The 16,156-nt window shown below is 69.7% G+C and carries 15 protein-coding genes and 1 other RNA gene; 6 read left to right on the top strand and 10 right to left on the bottom strand.

Annotated elements, in window-relative coordinates:
* Positions 1–25: 25 nt before the first annotated feature.
* Positions 26–1,225: an O-succinylhomoserine sulfhydrylase gene (locus ABH936_RS12925; protein ID WP_404603437.1), complete on the top strand. Its 1,200-nt coding sequence runs from the start codon at positions 26–28 to the stop codon at positions 1,223–1,225.
* Between the two features lie 67 nt (positions 1,226–1,292).
* Here ABH936_RS12925 and ABH936_RS12920 read toward each other — a convergent pair whose 3' ends face one another.
* Both ABH936_RS12920 and ABH936_RS12915 read right to left on the bottom strand, forming a co-directional pair.
* The gene (locus ABH936_RS12920) at positions 1,293–2,411 is read right to left on the bottom strand and encodes an SLC13 family permease (protein WP_404603436.1); all 1,119 of its coding nucleotides are present in this window, start codon (positions 2,409–2,411) and stop codon (positions 1,293–1,295) included.
* Positions 2,412–2,447: 36 nt separating this feature from the next.
* Positions 2,448–3,194, bottom strand: a complete 747-nt coding sequence (locus ABH936_RS12915; protein ID WP_259879369.1) for a YaaA family protein — start codon at positions 3,192–3,194, stop codon at positions 2,448–2,450.
* A gap of 137 nt (positions 3,195–3,331) precedes the next feature.
* Between ABH936_RS12915 and ABH936_RS12910 the strand changes: the two genes are divergently transcribed.
* Together ABH936_RS12910 and rnpB are read left to right on the top strand one after the other, a co-directional pair.
* On the top strand, positions 3,332–4,813 hold the full coding sequence (locus tag ABH936_RS12910; RefSeq protein WP_404603435.1) for an RNB domain-containing ribonuclease: 1,482 nt from the start codon (positions 3,332–3,334) through the stop codon (positions 4,811–4,813).
* A gap of 148 nt (positions 4,814–4,961) precedes the next feature.
* Positions 4,962–5,332: RNase P RNA component class A (gene rnpB / locus ABH936_RS12905), an RNA gene on the top strand.
* A gap of 92 nt (positions 5,333–5,424) precedes the next feature.
* Here rnpB and ABH936_RS12900 read toward each other — a convergent pair.
* Positions 5,425–5,562 (bottom strand): hypothetical protein, encoded by a 138-nt coding sequence (locus tag ABH936_RS12900; protein ID WP_404603434.1) that lies wholly within the window; start codon positions 5,560–5,562, stop codon positions 5,425–5,427.
* A 96-nt stretch (positions 5,563–5,658) separates the two neighbouring features.
* Here ABH936_RS12900 and ABH936_RS12895 point away from each other — a divergent pair, with 96 nt between their 5' ends.
* Entirely contained in the window at positions 5,659–6,903 is a 1,245-nt protein-coding gene (locus tag ABH936_RS12895) for an MFS transporter (RefSeq protein ID WP_404603433.1), read from the top strand.
* Between the two features lie 54 nt (positions 6,904–6,957).
* Here ABH936_RS12895 and ABH936_RS12890 read toward each other — a convergent pair whose 3' ends face one another.
* A complete protein-coding gene (locus ABH936_RS12890; RefSeq protein ID WP_006944164.1) occupies positions 6,958–8,418 on the bottom strand; it encodes a GuaB1 family IMP dehydrogenase-related protein in 1,461 nt (486 codons plus the stop codon).
* Between the two features lie 187 nt (positions 8,419–8,605).
* Here ABH936_RS12890 and ABH936_RS12885 point away from each other — a divergent pair, with 187 nt between their 5' ends.
* Positions 8,606–9,262, top strand: a complete 657-nt coding sequence (locus tag ABH936_RS12885; protein ID WP_404603432.1) for an MBL fold metallo-hydrolase — start codon at positions 8,606–8,608, stop codon at positions 9,260–9,262.
* Between the two features lie 284 nt (positions 9,263–9,546).
* Positions 9,547–10,740, top strand: a complete 1,194-nt coding sequence (locus ABH936_RS12880; protein ID WP_239303722.1) for a peptidoglycan bridge formation glycyltransferase FemA/FemB family protein — start codon at positions 9,547–9,549, stop codon at positions 10,738–10,740.
* A 509-nt stretch (positions 10,741–11,249) separates the two neighbouring features.
* On the opposite strand, the gene ABH936_RS12875 is transcribed toward ABH936_RS12880, so the two are convergent.
* The 6 genes from ABH936_RS12875 to ppgK all read right to left on the bottom strand — a co-directional run bounded on the left by ABH936_RS12875 (position 11,250) and on the right by ppgK (position 16,076).
* Complete coding sequence (locus ABH936_RS12875) at positions 11,250–11,729, bottom strand: hypothetical protein (RefSeq protein ID WP_239303720.1); 480 nt, start codon at positions 11,727–11,729, stop codon at positions 11,250–11,252.
* 7 nt (positions 11,730–11,736) lie between these two features.
* Positions 11,737–12,216: a hypothetical protein gene (locus tag ABH936_RS12870; RefSeq protein WP_239303718.1), complete on the bottom strand. Its 480-nt coding sequence runs from the start codon at positions 12,214–12,216 to the stop codon at positions 11,737–11,739.
* A gap of 278 nt (positions 12,217–12,494) precedes the next feature.
* Entirely contained in the window at positions 12,495–13,289 is a 795-nt protein-coding gene (locus ABH936_RS12865; RefSeq protein WP_239303716.1) for a class I SAM-dependent methyltransferase, read from the bottom strand.
* Complete coding sequence (locus tag ABH936_RS12860; protein WP_239303714.1) at positions 13,286–14,014, bottom strand: 4a-hydroxytetrahydrobiopterin dehydratase; 729 nt, start codon at positions 14,012–14,014, stop codon at positions 13,286–13,288. The genes ABH936_RS12865 and ABH936_RS12860 overlap by 4 nt, the downstream gene beginning before the upstream one ends.
* A 222-nt stretch (positions 14,015–14,236) precedes the next feature.
* Complete coding sequence (locus ABH936_RS12855) at positions 14,237–14,848, bottom strand: Lrp/AsnC family transcriptional regulator (protein WP_038571076.1); 612 nt, start codon at positions 14,846–14,848, stop codon at positions 14,237–14,239.
* A 463-nt stretch (positions 14,849–15,311) separates the two neighbouring features.
* A complete protein-coding gene (ppgK, locus tag ABH936_RS12850) occupies positions 15,312–16,076 on the bottom strand; it encodes a polyphosphate--glucose phosphotransferase (RefSeq protein ID WP_006944296.1) in 765 nt (254 codons plus the stop codon).
* Positions 16,077–16,156 lie beyond the last annotated feature (80 nt).

The raw sequence follows: 16,156 nt of genomic DNA, 5'->3' as shown, positions 1-16,156 counted from the left end.
CGCCGAAGATCCATAAGTTGGGGTTATGGATATTCAGCGCGGGCAAGAAGACTGGCGACCCGACACCCTCGCGGTGCGCAGCGGCCTCGCGCGCAGCGGTTTCGAGGAGACGGCGGAGGCGCTGTACCTGACGTCGGGGTTCGTCTACGACTCCGCCGAGGCCGCCGAGGCCGCGTTCTCGGGTGAGAGCGACCGGTTCGTCTACAGCCGATACGGCAACCCGACAACGGCGATGCTGCAGGAGCGGCTCGCCGCTCTCGAGGGAGCCGAGGCGTGCACGGCGACGGCGTCCGGCATGTCGGCGGTGTTCACGGCCCTGGCCGCGCTGCTCGGGGCGGGCGACCGCGTCGTCGCCTCACGCGGGTTGTTCGGCTCGTGCTTCGTCATCCTCGACGAGATCCTGCCGCGCTGGGGCGTCGAGACGGTCTTCGTCGACGGGCCTGACCTCGAGCAGTGGCGCCAGGCGCTGTCGCAGCCGACGACGGCGGTGTTCTTCGAGTCGCCGAGCAACCCGATGCAGGAACTCGTCGACATGCGCGCCGTCAGCGACCTCGCCCATGCGGCCGGGGCGCAGGTCGTCGTCGACAACGTCTTCGGCACGCCCGTGTTCAGCCGGCCGTTCGACCACGGCGCCGACGTCGTCGTCTACTCCGCGACCAAGCACATCGACGGGCAGGGTCGCGTGCTCGGTGGCGCCATCCTCGGCAGGCGCGAGTTCATCGACGGGCCGGTGCAGAACCTCGTGCGCCACACCGGCCCGACGATGTCGGCGTTCAACGCGTGGGTGCTGCTCAAGGGCCTGGAGACGCTGCGGCTACGCGTCGAGGCGCAGGCGGCGACAGCGCTGACGCTGGCCGAGGTGCTCGAGGCACATCCGAAGGTGCCACGTGTCGTGCATCCGTTCCTCGTCTCGCACCCGCAGCACGAGCTCGCGAAACGTCAGATGAGCGGTGGCGGCTCGGTCGTGACGTTCCAGATCGACGGTGACAAGGCGGAGGCGTTCGCCCTGATGAACGCGCTGCGCATCGTCGACATCTCCAACAATCTCGGCGATTCCAAGTCGATGATCACCCACCCCGCGACGACGACGCATCGTCGGATGGGTGCCGACGCGCGGGCCGCGATCGGCATCACGGACGGCACACTGCGCCTGTCGGTCGGACTCGAGGATGCGGGTGATCTGGTCGACGACGTCCGTCAGGCGCTGCAGGTCGCTCTCGGCTGACGGGGGCTGCCGGCGCCGTACGTCATGCTTTTGGGGCCAGCAGGTCAAGCAGCTACGGACCAGTAGCTCATCGCGTCAGGGCGAGGACGGCAAGAGCCGCGGCGGTCGTGATGAACGTCGTCGATCCGGTGAGCAGCAGGTGACGGCGCCAGGACACGGTGACGCCCTCGCGGCGCAGGCGCTCGCGCCACAGCAGCGTCGCCACCGACCCCCACCACGTCAGCCCACTTGCGACGTTGACGCCGATGAGCAGGGCGAGCACACGCGTCGCGTCGTGGGCGGCGGGTTCGAGGGCGAGGTAGGCGGGCAGGTTGTTCGTCGCGTTGGCGAGGCCCGCGCCACTGAGCGTGAGGGCCCAGGCGGGCGCGTCGTCGAGCGTCCGGACGAGCGGGTCGAGCGCGCCGGACCCATGCAGCACCGCGACGGCGACGAACAGGGCCGTCGTGATGAGCAGGCTGCGCCACGGCAGGGTGATCTCGCGGAGACGCTCAGGGGTGAGCAGTGCGAGAGCGAGGAAGCAGCACAGCGCGGCGACGCCGGCCGTCATCCACGGTTCGACGACGAGGATCGCCGCGCACATGAGCAGGGTGATGACGGCGACGCTTCGACGCGCGGATCTTTGCTGCGGCAGTGGTGCTGACGCCGATGTGTCATCGGGCGCCGTGGTGCACGGTGACCGCCGCCCGGGGCGATCGTGCCCGTCGAATGGCCGGAATGCGGGGCGCCAGATGACGGCGGCGCACAGGAGCGGCACGAGCGTCGTCGTCAGTGCGACGGGCCACGCCAGCGCGAGGAAGCCGAGGCTGCTCGTGCTGCCCAGGTGCTCGCGCGCCAGCAGGTTGGTGAGATTGGAGACGGGCAGCCACAGCGAGGCCATGTTCGCGAGCCACAGCGTCGGGAAGGCGAACATCGCGACCGGCGCCCGCAGTCGACGCGCGACGACGACGGCCGCGCTCGTCATGAGCACGGCAGTCGTGTCGAGGCCGAGCAGGGCGGTGACGACGCCGGTGGTGAGCAGGAACAGCAGCCACGTCGCGGGCACGTGACCGCGCCCTACAGTGACGAGACGCCGGGCCAGGTCGTCGAAGACGCCTGCGGCGGAGCAGCATTCGGCGACGATCGTCAGCGCCAGAAGAAACGCGAGAACGCCCGGCACCCGGGCGAGCAAGTCGAGCGCTTCATGCATGAGAACACCGCGTCGTGCACCTGGTGTGGGCAGTCGTCATCGGGCCGTGGCGTCGAGGATCCACGGTTTCGTCGCGCTCTTGGGCGCGGTGAGGGCGACGTCGAACGTCTCGGCGAGCTGCTCGGCGAGGGCTGCCGGCGTGCGCGGGTCACGCGGGTCGGTGACGAGGGCGCGCGTGACGAGGCCACGCGTGTGCTTCGCCATGTGAGTCGCCCCGGGCACCCGGATGTGCACCCAGCGTTTCGCAAGGTCGCCGGATGGCGCCCACGACGCGGCGTACGTCGATGATCGACAGTCGATGACGAGGCCGCGCCCGGCGGCCTCGGTCAAGGGCGCGTCGAGCAGTGGCTTCCAGAAGCTCGCGAGCGGGCCGATGCCCGGCAGGTTGACGGCCATCGACAGCCGGTATGGAGCGACCGCGTCGCGCAGACGCACGGCTCCGTAGAGGGCGGAGGAGATGACGACGCGCCGCCCGGCACGTGTCTTGTCCGCCCCGGTGAGCGAGGCGAGATCGAGCGCGTCGTAGAGCACGCCGGTGTAGAGGCCCGACGCGGGCAGGGCGGGTGCCGTCGTCAGGCGCGTGTTGCGGGCGATGTCGTCGGTGAGGTTGGGGGAGACGCCGAGGGCGGACGCAGCGTCGGGGCGAGCGCTCACCGCCGTCAGGGCGTTGATGACATTGCGGCGCGCGTCGTTCAGTTCGGGGTTGCTCAGCGAGTCGAGGTTCATGGCGCGCCCGCGGGCACGCGTCGCCTTGGTCTCCGACGGCGGCAGAAGGATGATCACCGGCACAGGGTAGTGGGCGAGGCGCTCGGTCACCCGCCGGCGGTGAGTCGCTCGCCTTCGCGCGCGGTGGGGGCAGCCGCGTCGCGTGCCGGTGTGGAACGGGCCATGCCGAGGCGCTCGCCGCGTAGGCTCGGGCCATGCCGAGCACACGCATCCTGCTGCAGAACACCGACGCCTCCGGCGAGCTCGCGCGCTCGTTCGAGGCCCTGCGCGCCGAGAACGAGCTGGCCACCGACTACCCGGCCGACGCCGTGGCCGACGCTCTCGACGCGCTCGCGCACGTCGAGAAACCGGAGCGCGACGAGACGTCCGTGCCGTTCTTCACGATCGACCCGGCCGGTTCGATGGACCTCGATCAGGCCATGCACCTGGAGCGTGACGGCGACGGTTTCCACGTGCGCTACGCCATCGCGGATGTGCCGCTGTACGTGCGTCCCGGCGGCGCTCTCGACGCCGAGACGCGCCGTCGCGGGCAGACGATCTACATGCCCGACATGCGGATTCCGTTGCACCCCGAGGAACTCAGTGAAGGTGCGGCGAGCCTGCTCGAGGGGCAGATCTGCTCGGCGTTCGTATGGGACCTGCATCTCGACGCGCGCGGCGAGGTGACGTCCTCGAGTTTGTACCGCGCGCAGGTCCGCAGCGTCGAACGGCTCGACTACACGCAGGTGCAGGGGAATGTCGACGGCGGGGGCGCGACGGGCGGCGCCGTCGACGAGCGCTTCGCGCTGCTGCGTCAGATCGGTGAGTTACGCGCGCAGCTGGAGATCGAGCGTGGTGGCGCGTCGCTGCCGATGCCCGAGCAGGAGGTGAGCGAGCCGAGCCCCGGCGACTACGAGGTGCACTTCCGCCCACCCGTACCGAGCGAGGACTGGAACGCGCAGATTTCCCTCATGGCGGGCATGGTGGCGGCGCGGATGATGCTCGACGCCGGCATCGGCATCCTGCGCACGATGCCGAAGGCCGACGAGCGCGACGTCGCGCGGTTCCGCCTGCAGGCGAAAGCGCTCGGCGTGGCATGGGCCGAGGACCAGACGTACGGCGCGTTCCTGCGCTCCCTCGATCGTGATGACCCGCACCATCTCGCGCTCGTCCACGAGGCCGTCGGGCTGTTCCGCGGTGCCGCGTACACGCCGTTCGACCGCGACAACCCGGCCATCGCGGCGCCCGAGATCACCGAGCAGGCCGCCGTCGCGGCGCCGTACGCGCACGTCACCGCGCCGCTGCGGCGGCTCGTCGACCGCTTCGGGCTCGTCATCTGTGAGGCCGTCTCCAACGGACGCGAGGTGCCGGCTTGGGCGCGCGAGGCGCTCGTCGAGCTGCCCGAGATCATGAAGCGCACCGACTCGCTGGCGCGCAAGATCGATCGCGCGTGCGTCGACCGCGTCGAGGCGGCCGCGCTGTCGTCCGACGTCGGGGAGACGTTCGCGGCGTTCGTCGTCGAGGACGGAGACCACGGCCACGGCAAGGGCGAGCCGACGATCCAGCTCGTCGACCACGCCGTGGTCGCGACGGTGAAGGTCGGTGACGCTGCGGCCCCTGCGCTCGGTGAGGCGTGTGAGGTGACGTTGACGGGCGCCGACATCGCGACGGGCAAGCTGACGTTCGCACTCGCGTGAGGTACTGACGCCTGGCTGCGTCACATCGTGCTGGGTGCGTCAGGCGTGACCGACTCGGGCGGCATCATGTGACGCAGCTGGGTCGTCGCCCGTCATGGGCCGGTCGGATGCGTCGGCACCCGCAGGCAAAGGTAAGCTTGCGCGCGGATGAGTCGGCCGGGCGGTCGCGTCGAGAGTTCGCTCTCGCCGAGGAAAGTCCGGGCTCCACAGGGCAGGGTGATGGCTAACAGCCACCCGGGGCGACCCGCGGGAAAGTGCCACAGAGAACAGACCGCCACGCTCATGAGCGCGGCAAGGGTGAAACGGTGGTGCAAGAGACCACCAGCGCCCCAGGCGACTGGGGCGGCTCGGTAAACCCCACCCGGAGCAAGATCAGACAGCATGCGTCGAAGCGGCCCGCTGAGCATGTGGGTAGATCGCTCGAGCCCTGCAGCAATGCAGGGCCTAGATGGATGATCGCCGAAGCGATGCCAGCAATGGCGCGCGGAACACAACCCGGCTTATAGGCCGACTCATCCCCCGAACATCGCGGGCTCCAGCCCGCAACAGCAGGCGGGAAGGCGCCATCCGGCAGGAGTGTCGCCTTCCTGCCTGTCGCGATCGTGGGGCCGTCAGTGCGTCGCCGCGCTGCTGCACATGTTGAGCAGCAGCGTGAGCACGATCGAGGCGATGACCGAGAACAGGATCATGCCGAGACACCCGGGCAGGCCCCCGACGGGACGGATCTGGACGCGACGACGTTCGTTCATGGCCTGAAAAGTACACGGTGAGCGCACGGGGCGCTCCCACCCCCAGGGGTGCCCCGTTTGCTTCACCGCCCGTCCCACATCGACGATACTGGCGCGATGACGACACGCATGACGGCCGTGCTCACCGGGCAGGTGCTCAGCTGGCTGGGTGATGCCTTCCAGGTGGTGGCATTGCCCGTGGCGATCGTCGTGGCGGGCGGTAGCGCCGGGCAGATGGCCGCGGCCATCACCGCGACGACGGTGGCACGCCTCGTGTTCACGTTGTTCGGTGGGGTCTGGGCGGATCGGGTGCAGCCACGCATCGTCATGGCCGCCTCGGACGCGGTGCGCGCAGCGTGCGGGCTCGTCCTCGCCTGCTGCTTCTGGGCCGGCGCATGGTCGACGCCGGTCATCGTCGGATGCGCCTTCGTCACCGCGGCTGCCGGTGCGTTCTACGGGCCTGCGTTCATGACGTGGCGGCGCGCCGTGGTGCCGGCGGGGGCGCGTCGGCGCACGAACGGGACCATCACGAGCCTGCGTCAGCTCATGCTCATGTTGGGCCCGGTGCTCGGGGGAGCCGTCGTCGGGTTCGCCGGCGCGGGAGTCGGCTTCGCCGTCAACGCGGCGACGTTCGTCGTCTCCCTGGCGGCGGTGCTCGTCTGGGCGGGTCAGGTCGACACGACGGCGAGCGAGCTCACGGAAGCGGGCGAGGGCACCGAAGTGGATGAGAGCTTCGGCGAGCAACTCGTCGCCGGGTGGCGTGCGGTGCGCTCGCGCTCGTGGCTGCTCTTCGGCTTGCTCGCGGCCGGTTTCTACCACATCGGCAACGGCGCGATCCTCGTGCTGGCACCCTTGCTCGTCGCCAGAGAGGCGGGTGGCGCCCACGCCGTCGGCATCGTCGCCGCCGCCGAGGGGCTCGGTGGGTTTGTCGGCGCAGCTCTCGGGTCGCGCATCCACCTGCGACGTCCGCTCTTCAGCGGGTGGGCGCCGCTGCTGCTCATGCCGTTGTGGGCCTTCAGCTTCGCGGTCTTTCACTCGGTGTGGCCGATCGCGGTGCTCGCCGCCGTCGGATACGCGGGTCTGCTCTTCTACGACGTGCATTGGGAGACGGCCATTCAGCAGGCTGTGCCCGGCGAGCTGCAGGGCCGCGTGCATTCCTGGGACATCCTCATGTCCTTCGTCGCGCTACCGCTCGGTTCGATGCTCGCCGCACCCCTTGCCCAGACGTTCGGCGCCCGCCAGGTCATTGCCGTCGCCGCGTGCTTCCTTCTCATCGCGAGTGTCGTGCCCTTGTTCATCCGCAGCATGCGCGAGTTCACCCTCGAACCGTCGCAGACGGACCAACCCGCCCCATCCCGGTGACGCATCGTGTGCTCGATGCGGCCCGGGTGAGGCCGGCCTGCGCAGGCTCCGCCGTCACCAACTCGTGTGGCGCGGGCGCCCTTCGTCGTAGCCCGAGGCGCTCTGCACACCCACGCGGGCACGTTCGTGGAACTCATCGATCGTCTTGGCGCCCGCGTAGGTGAACGAGCTGCGCACGCCGGCGATGATCGAGTCCATGAGGTCTTCGACACCCGGCCGCTGCGGGTCGAGGTACATGCGCGAGGACGAGATGCCCTCCTCGAACAGCGCCGAACGTGCACGCTCGAACGCACCCTGCGATGACGTGCGGCCACGCACGGCACGAGCCGACGCCATGCCGAACGACTCCTTGTAGAGGCGCCCGTCGGCGTCGCGGTTGAGGTCGCCGGGCGACTCCCAGGTGCCAGCGAACCACGACCCGATCATGACGCTCGCGCCCCCGGCCGCGAGGGCGAGCGCGACGTCACGCGGATACTTGACGCCGCCGTCAGCCCAGACGTGAGCGCCGAGTTCGCGCGCGGCGGCTGCGCATTCGAGCACCGCGCTGAACTGCGGGCGCCCGACACCCGTCATCATGCGGGTCGTGCACATCGCTCCCGGCCCGACGCCGACCTTCACGATATCGGCGCCCGCTTCGACGAGGTCACGGGCACCGTCGGCAGTGACGACGTTGCCCGCCGCGATGGGGATGCGGCGCCCCGAGGACGTCTCGTGAGCGTCACGGGCTGCCCGCACGACGCCGAGCGCGTCGATCATCTTCTCCTGATGCCCGTGGGCGGTGTCGACGACAAGGACGTCGGCACCCGATTCGAGCATCGTCGTCGCCTTGCCCTCGACGTCACCGTTGATGCCGATGGCGACGCCGATCGACAGCTTGCCGTCGGGGTCGAGCGCGGGGGAGTAGATCGTGGAGCGCAGGATGCCGCGTTTCGTCAGGACACCGACGAGGGCGCCGCCCGCCTCGACGACGACGGCGATGTCGCGGTGCGTACGCTCGAGCAGGTCGAACGTGTCGTGCAGGTCGGCTCCGGATTCCACGGTCGTGATGTCGCGCGTCATGACGTCGGCGATGACGCTGAAGCGGTCGACCTCGAGGCAGTGCGCCTCGCTCACGAGGCCGAGGGGGCGGCGGTCGTCGTCGATGACGACGGCGACGCGGTGTGCGCGTTTGCCGAGCAGCGCGAGCACGTCGCTGACGGGGGCGTCCGGCGCGATCGTCACCGGCGTCTCGTAGGTCGGGTGGCTCGCCTTCACTTGCCGGATGGTCTCCTGAACGGCTGCGATCGGAATGTCCTGCGGCAGGACGGCGACCGCGCCGCGCCGGGCGACCGTCTCGGCCATGCGGCGACCCGAGATCGCCGTCATGTTTGCGACGACGAGCGGGATCGTCGTGCCGACCCCGTCGTTCGTCGTGAGGTCGACGTCGAGACGGCTCGTGACGCGCGAGCGCGACGGCACCATGAAGACGTCGTTGTACGTGAGGTCGTAGGCCGTTTTTCCGGTGATGAGTTCCACGTCACTCACCCTAGGCTGACGCGCCGACAACCGCGGAATTGCGGGGTCTTTCTTGTTCGAGGCGGCCTTCGCCCGAATGCCCGAACGGATGCCTGCCCGGCGTCGTGTGGGGCCGGCAGCTGGCCACACGGCCCGCCGCGACCGTCCCGAGCAGACGCGGGGGCGGCGGCGGGCCTACGGTTGAGGCATGAAGCTCACGCATCACGGTCACTCCTGTATCGAACTCGACGCCGGCGGCGTTCGCGTGCTGTTCGACCCCGCCACGTTCAGCTCGTTCGACGACGTCAAGGGCGTCGACGCGATCGTCGTCACGCACCAGCACGCCGACCATCTCGACCCCGACGCCATCGACAGCCTGCGGGCCGAGAACCCTGATGCGGTGTGGTTCGCCGAGCCGCAGACGGCACAGTTGCTCGCGGACAAGGGCGTCGAGGCCACCGCGACGAAGGCCGGCGAGACGTACGACGTCGCGGGCGTCACGCTCGAGGGCGTCGGTTCGACGCACGCCGAGATCCACCCCTACATCCCGCGCGTCGGCAACGTAGGCATCGTCGTGAGCGCGCCGGGTGAGCCGCGCGTCTTCCATCCCGGTGACTCGCTCGAGGGGCGCCCCGAGAACATCGATCTTCTGTGTGTGCCGCTCGCCGCGCCGTGGTCGGCCGTCAAGGAGACCATTGCCTTCGTCCGCGCCGTCGCGCCGCAGCACGTCGTGCCGATCCACGACCAGATCATCGCCCCCGCCGCGCGCGGCATCTTCCTGAACCACGTCGCCGACTTCGGCCGCGACGGCGGCGTCGACGTCATCGATGTGCCCGTCGGCGACAGCGTCGAATTGCCCGCTTGACCCGCCAGGGATGACGCGGGTGGTGCGATCGGCGGCAGGCCGCATCAGTGCTGCCGATGACGCCGTGTGCGGACACGTGCTGAATGAATGGGAGCCGCTAGCTGGTCTCCCGGCAGCGCTGGGCGGGGAGATCAGGCTGTCGTCGCACGAAAGTGCAGCCGACGGCGCTCGCTCGGTGGGATAGTCCCCGGCGAGTGCCCGACAGGCGTGGCCGCCGACGCGACGTGTCGCGGTTGGGGCGTCGGGCTTTGTGGGGTGTCGGCGCCTGCCGATAACCTGGGCGCATGACGCTCTCGGTGACTTCGTGCCACGACCGCGACGAGTGGGATGCCCTCGTCAACTCCTCCGGCGGCCACCCGCTGCAGTTGTGGGGTTGGGGCGAGCTGAAGTCGCAGTACGAGTGGTCGGCCGACCGCGTCGTCGTGCGTGACGGTGACGACGTCGTCGGCTCGGCGCAGGTGTTGCTGCGCCGCCTGCCGGCCCCGTTCAAGTCGCTCGCCTACGTGCCGCGTGGCCCGCAGGCCGCCGAGGCAGACCGCGCGCGTGTCGTCGCGGCGCTCGCGCAGTACGTCAAGAACACGCACGGCCCGATCGGCCTGACGATCGAGCCCGACTGGGAGGCGCCGTTCGCGCCGCTCGAGAAGGGCGCGTCCGACGACGAGATCGCGTCCCTCGTCGCGCGGCCGACGTCCGGGTGGCTCGCCGACGTCGAGGCTGCGGGGTACGTGCGCAGTGACAACACCGGGCTCATCCCGCACACGCTGATCGTCGACGTCACTCGTGACGAGGACACGATCATGAAGGAGCTGAGCAGCTCCACCCGTCAGAACGTGCGCAAGTCGTTCAAGGCCGAGAACGTCCGGTTCGGTCTCGTCACCGAGCAGGCCGATCTCGATCAGGTCCTCGTGATCAACAAGGAGACGGCGAAGCGCGCGAACTTCGCAGTCCACTCCGACCTCTACCACGAGCAGATCCGCGACTTCATGGGCCCCGCCTCGCAGCTCATCGCGGCGTGGGAGGGCGACGAGGTCGTCGCGTTCGTGTGGCTCGTGGTCTCCGGCAAGACCGCGTTCGAGCTGTACGGCGGCGTCAGCCCGCGTGGCATGAAGCTGCGCCTCAACTATGGCCTCAAGTTCTGGGCGATGACGCACGTCAAGGCGCAGGGCGTCGAACGTTATGACTTCAACGGGCTCCTCAATGACGGCATCAGCGACTTCAAGCGCCAGTTCGCCAAGCACGAGGACATGCTCGTCGGCACGTACGACAAGTCGCTCTCGCCGATGTTCCCCGTTTTCGCGACGGCCCTGCCCGTGGTGCGCTCGACGCTCAAGCGCGGCGTGCCCGCGGCGAAGAAGACGGCTGTGTCGCTCAAGAACGACCCGAAGGGGACGCTCGTCGGCGCCGCAGCGGGCGCCCGCTCCAAGGCATCTGACGTTCGCGCCAAGCGCGCTGACGCAGCGTGGCACCGCCTCGACTGACGCCGACCTGACCCGCGACGACCCGCCTGATGTCCCATCGGGCGGGTCGTCGGTTATTCGACGTGTGGCGAGCCGGAGTTTGCGCGGCGGTCGACTGCCTGTTCTGCGCATGCCTTGTCCTGCGCGGCCGAACGCCGCCGCTCCTTGCCGGTCGTCGGGGCCGGCCGCGGCGGGGGCCAGCTGGCTGACCCTCGCGTCGGACGGCGAGGAGCGCTCGTTCGGCTCAGTTCACTGATTCGGCGCCTGCCGGCGATCGTCATCACGGCAACCGGCATTGGCTGACTGACTTCCTCGGCGCGTACGACGGCGGTTGCCACCGAGCGACTTGTCGACTCGTGTGCCCTGCCACGTCGCTTCCGCTCGACCCACCTCGAGGCCGAACGGCGACGTCGCCATCGGCTGCCCAGAAGCCTCAAGATCGCCTGCCGGGCGTTGCCGCTGATTTCGCGAGGCCGTCCGCCACGATGCGGGAAGCGGCGAAGCCTCGCGCGCGTGATTTCCGCGGCCCACTATGCCGCGTGGAAGCGCGGCGCGGCCTTTTCGATGTGACAGCCCGGGTAGGTGAGCCACAGGTGGAGTGTCGTGCTGACGCGGCTGTTCTCCAGTGCGAGGTCGAGAAGCGCCTTGACGCGCAGCGATCCGGCCGGGGGAGCCGCTCCGGGCGGGCTGTTCTCGCGCAACGACCGCGCGCGTTCCTCGATGACGGCGTCGAGCGCCACCGCGTCGCCCGTGTCGAGGGTGACGTGCAGTTGCGTCAACGCGTCGAAATCGAGGTGCGGAGTGAACCAGACGGCGTGTTCACGGGCGGTCTCATCAGGGTCGCGCTGTTTCGCGAGACCCTGCCGGTGGAGCAGGGTGAGCGCCCGCGCATGTGCCGCGTCGGCTCCGAGGCGGTGGGCGCCGGCCTTCGTCAGGTCGGCCTCGATGCCGGACGCGACCTCGGGCTCGAGGTGCTGCAGCTCGTGCAGGATGGCGCGCACCGCAGGCATGCGCGCGTCACCGTGTGCAGCTGCTCGAGCGACCGCGGGTGCGGCTGCGTAGTGCGGCGACGTCATCGGACATCGCCGCGACCGTACCGGGTTGCATCCCGAGCACCGCAGCGAGGTGGGCGGGGGCGAACTCGCCTGGCCCGAGCGGGTACGACTCGTCAGCACGTGCGAAGCGTTCGAACTCAAGATGATCCTGAGCCCGCACCGTGTCGTGATGAGCATGTGCGGTGAGGTCGACGACGGTCTGCGCCATCCGGGTGACCATGCGCGCCGCCTCTGCCGCTCGCTCGAGGTCGCGGCGGGTCGCCGCGAGGGTTGCGCACTGGTCGTCGAGGGTCACGCCGTCGTCCGCATCGGACGTCAGCGCGGAACCGCTCGCGAGCGCCCGGTCTGCCGCCACGCGCGTCAGTGCCTGCCATGTCTCGACGAGTTCGTCGCCGGGCAGGCAGGTGAGCGCCTCGAGGCTCTCCCGCACGATGCTGTCCATGCTGCATTATCGCACATATGTTCGAATGACGGAAGATTGTTGCACGCCGGGTTGACCGGTCGAAGCCGGGCTGGTCCGTACCTTTGCGAGAAACCCCCAGCGGATCGGCTGCCCCTCGCCAGCCATGGTGCCGTGCAGCGACCCCAGCAATGCCGAGCGCAGCGGGCCTATGACTGAGTCAACGTCCGCTGTCGGTCACGGGGTGGCCCGTCCTGCCGCCGACCCTATTGCGCCGAGGAAACGCCACGCGTCATCGCACGGTCAGGCCCACCGGAGGTTCACGAAATGCGCCCGGTCGCCAGCACGGCGCGAGCATCGAAGGTCAGCGTCCCCTCGGCACTCATCGTGCGGGCCGTCTCGAAGAAGAGCTCCCGCATCCGGGCCCTCACCTCGGGTGATTGAGCGAGGTACGTCATGCCCGGCGTCGCCACGCCGGCCGTGATGCCCGCCCACAGGTCCTCGGGCGTCACCGTCCACGTCCAGCTGATGTCGGTGGATCGGACATCGTCGAGCCCCGCCGCGGCGAAGAGGGAACCGAGGCCCCGGCGGGTTCGCTCGAAGTCCTGATCGGCAGGTAGGGACTGGTCAGGCAGCGGCGTCAGATCGGGGAGGGAGAGCATCTCGCGGAGCAAGGGGCCGAATCCTGCGCCACCGGCGGGCCAGATCGTCGCCGCCACGATCCCGTCACGACGGCAGACGCGGGACAGCTCGCGCATCGACGCGCACGGTGCCTCGACGTGATTGATGACGAAATTGGCCGTCACGATGTCGAAGCTGCCGGAGCAGAAAGGGAGTTCAGGCAGCGCTGCTTTCAGAGTGGCCACGCCGGGTGCCGAAGAGCGGGTGAGTTCGCACATCGTCGCGTCCGCGTCGCACGCGACGACCGCACGACCGGTCTCTGACGCGGCAGCGGCCAAGCGACCGTCGCCGCACCCGACGTCGAGATGGCGCACGACGTCGTCGCTGTGGCCGCGCTGGTCATTCGTTGCGGCGAGGAGCGGCCCGGTGGCGCCCGCGCAAGCCCGTGCAAGCGATCGGCGGTAGCCCTCCGCGACGTCGGCCCAGTCCCTCATCGCCCGGCGGGCGTGCAGATGCAGTGACGGTTGCCGTCGGCGTCCTCGACGACCCAGAACGACGGGGCGTGGGCGTCGCTGACGAGGCGGCCGCCGGCATCGAGAACGGCTGCCAGCCGCTGCTCGGCGGCCTCCGCCGCCACCCAGACGTCGAAGTGCCAACGCTGCTCGTGATCCGCCGGCGGGAGCTGGGAATCGCCGGCCGCATCGCCATCGGGGGAGTCCGCATCATCCGGGGCCTGCCACCACACCGTCGGCGTCTGGCCGCTCGGGTCGACGGGCTCACCGTCACGCAGCGGCGCAGCGAAGAGCGCCGAGTAGAACGGAGCGACCTCGTCCGCGTGTGCAGTGTCGAGCCCCGGATCGATCTGGGTGAGACCGGCCACGTCCGGTTCGAGGCCCAGGTGCGCCGCGTGCTCGGCGCTCAACCTCGCCATCCGTAGATCGCGGCTCGTGATGCCGCGGACGTCATGGCTGACGAGGCTCACGATGACGTCCCCGTACGTCAGGGTGACGTCGGGATGGTGATCCCACCGTTCCGCCGACTCGCCGATGAGGTTCACCAGCCGCAACCCCGTCGCGAAGTCGCCAGTGCGGTAGCGCGCCCGCAGTGACCCCATGATCTGCGCCCACCCGGCCGGGGCCTGCGCGGCCACCTCCGCCGCCGTCAGGGTGCGCATCGGATCGGGCCGCCCACCGGGACGCTGCGTCATGTCGTCGCTCATGGCTCCAGTCGACCACACCCGCGCCCGTGCTGGGAGCGTGTCGGTCGCCTCGGTTCCGCGGTGCCCAGGACCGCGGGCGACTGCGTGAGGTGCAGCGTCGGCTCCCACGCTTGACCGCCGGAACTGCCAGCAGCTCCTCGAGCACGTGGCTCGGTTCCACACCGCGATGCGCCTCACGCACTCACGACGTCGTCGCCCGCCCCGTCGCCCCGTCCCGCCGCCTCACCCCCGCCGGTCGCGCGCAGACGTCGGTTCGTCGATGCCTTCGCGCAACAGCGGGTCGATACGGTAGGGGATGACGCGGCGCAGGTAGACGCTCGTGCGGGTTCGAGTGACGCCGGGGCACAGGCGGATCTCCTCGCTGACGCGATAGAGGTCGTCAGGGTCGCGCGCGACGACGCGCACGAGCAGGTCCGTCTCGCCGGCCGGCGCGAAGCACTCGAGCACCTCGGGGATTTGCGCCAACCCGTCGATCGCGCCCGAGATGTCGTGCTGATCCAGCTCGACCGCCACCATCGCGCTCATGGGCCGTCCGAGCGTCGCCGGGTCGACGCGCGCACTGTTGAGTCGCAGGATGCCGCGCTCGCGAAACCGCTCCAGCCGCGCGTGCACCGTGCCGCGCGCCAGGCCGCAACGCTGCGCGAGCGCCATCGTCGTCATACGCGGGTCCTCGTCGAGAGCGAGCAGGAGCAGCCGATCCGTCTCGTCGAGCTGCGGCGGTGAGGTCGGGCGCGGCGACCCAGATGACGTCGCGGTCGCGGACGTCGTCGCCGTGCCTGGCGCCGTGTCTGTTTGTCGAGCTGCGCCGCGTCGGGCGGGGGAGCGTCGATCCATGATCATCCTCGTTCCAGTCGTGACGCGTGCTCAGCGCACCGCATCCATGGCCTGAAGCACAGTCCAGTGCGCTGCACCGCGCAGGTCGCACCGGCAGTTCACGCCCACCCGAGCCTGACGCCGGAAGGGCCCGGTGCGTGCTGACCTGGGCGTCGTGGCCAAGCAACGACGCATGACGCCCCGCCACCTTGATCATAGTGACCAATCGAGGCCGTGGGTGTTGCGCAGCATGATCGACATTGCAAGAGTTGAGGCATCGCGTTCGACGCGCTCACCACCCCGAGTGCGCGAACCGGCAGGTGACTCGGAGCCCCACCACGGCCCGAAAAGCCGCGCACCACCACCCTGGGTGAGCACGCCACGAAGCGACCGAGGCCGGCTCCCGCACACTGCGGGAAGCCGGCCTCGTCGTCATCAGGCGAGTTCTCGGGCGCGCCTACGCACAGCACCCGAGCAGCGTCATCTACTTCACGTGCCGATCGTGCGCGAGGCGCGCTGCGCCGACGATGCCGGCGGCGTTCTCGAGCTTGGCGGGCACGATGGGCGTGCGGATGTCGAGCAGTGGCAGGAACTTCTCGGCCTTCTTCGACACGCCACCGCCGACGACGAACAGGTCGGGCCACAGCAGGTTCTCCAGCGAGGTGTAGTACTTCGTGAGTCGCTTGGCCCACTTGCCGTACGACAGTTCCTCGCGCTCCTTCGCCGAGTGAGCGGCCCGCGTCTCGGCGTCGTGGCCCTCGACCTCGATGTGGCCGAGCTCAGAGTTCGGTACGAGCACACCGTCGTTGATGACGGCGGTGCCGATGCCGGTGCCGAGCGTCGTGACGAGCACGAGCCCGTCCGTGTCCTTCGCCGCGCCGTAGAAGTTCTCTGCAATGCCGGCCGCGTCGGCGTCGTTGACCACGAGCACGTCGCGCCCGATATGCGCCGAGATGAGCTCTTCGGCGTTCGTCCCGATCCACGCCTTGTCGATGTTCGCGGCCGTACGCACGACGCCGTGCTGCACGACGCCGGGAATCGTCACGCCGATCGGTTCGTCGCCGATCATGTCGGCGAAGTGCTCGACGATCTGGGCGATGACGTCCGCGACAGCGTCAGGCGAGGCACCCGCGGGCGTCTCGAAACGGATGCGCTCCGAAGCGAACGCGCCCTTGTCGAGGTCGACGGGGGCACCCTTGATGCCGGTTCCGCCGACGTCGATGCCGAGGGGATAGGACGTGCGGGTCATGCTCGGGCTCCTTGATCAACTGCAGGGGAATCGCACTGCACGGGACGGGGCCACCGACATCTCGCGTGCGGCGACGAACT

Origin of the sequence: Dermacoccus sp. GAS27A, from assembly GCF_044909235.1 — a bacterium.
Lineage (GTDB): Bacteria > Actinomycetota > Actinomycetes > Actinomycetales > Dermatophilaceae > Dermacoccus > Dermacoccus nishinomiyaensis.
Note: the sequence above shows the minus strand (reverse complement) of the source record. Positions and strands in the feature narration are given on the sequence as shown.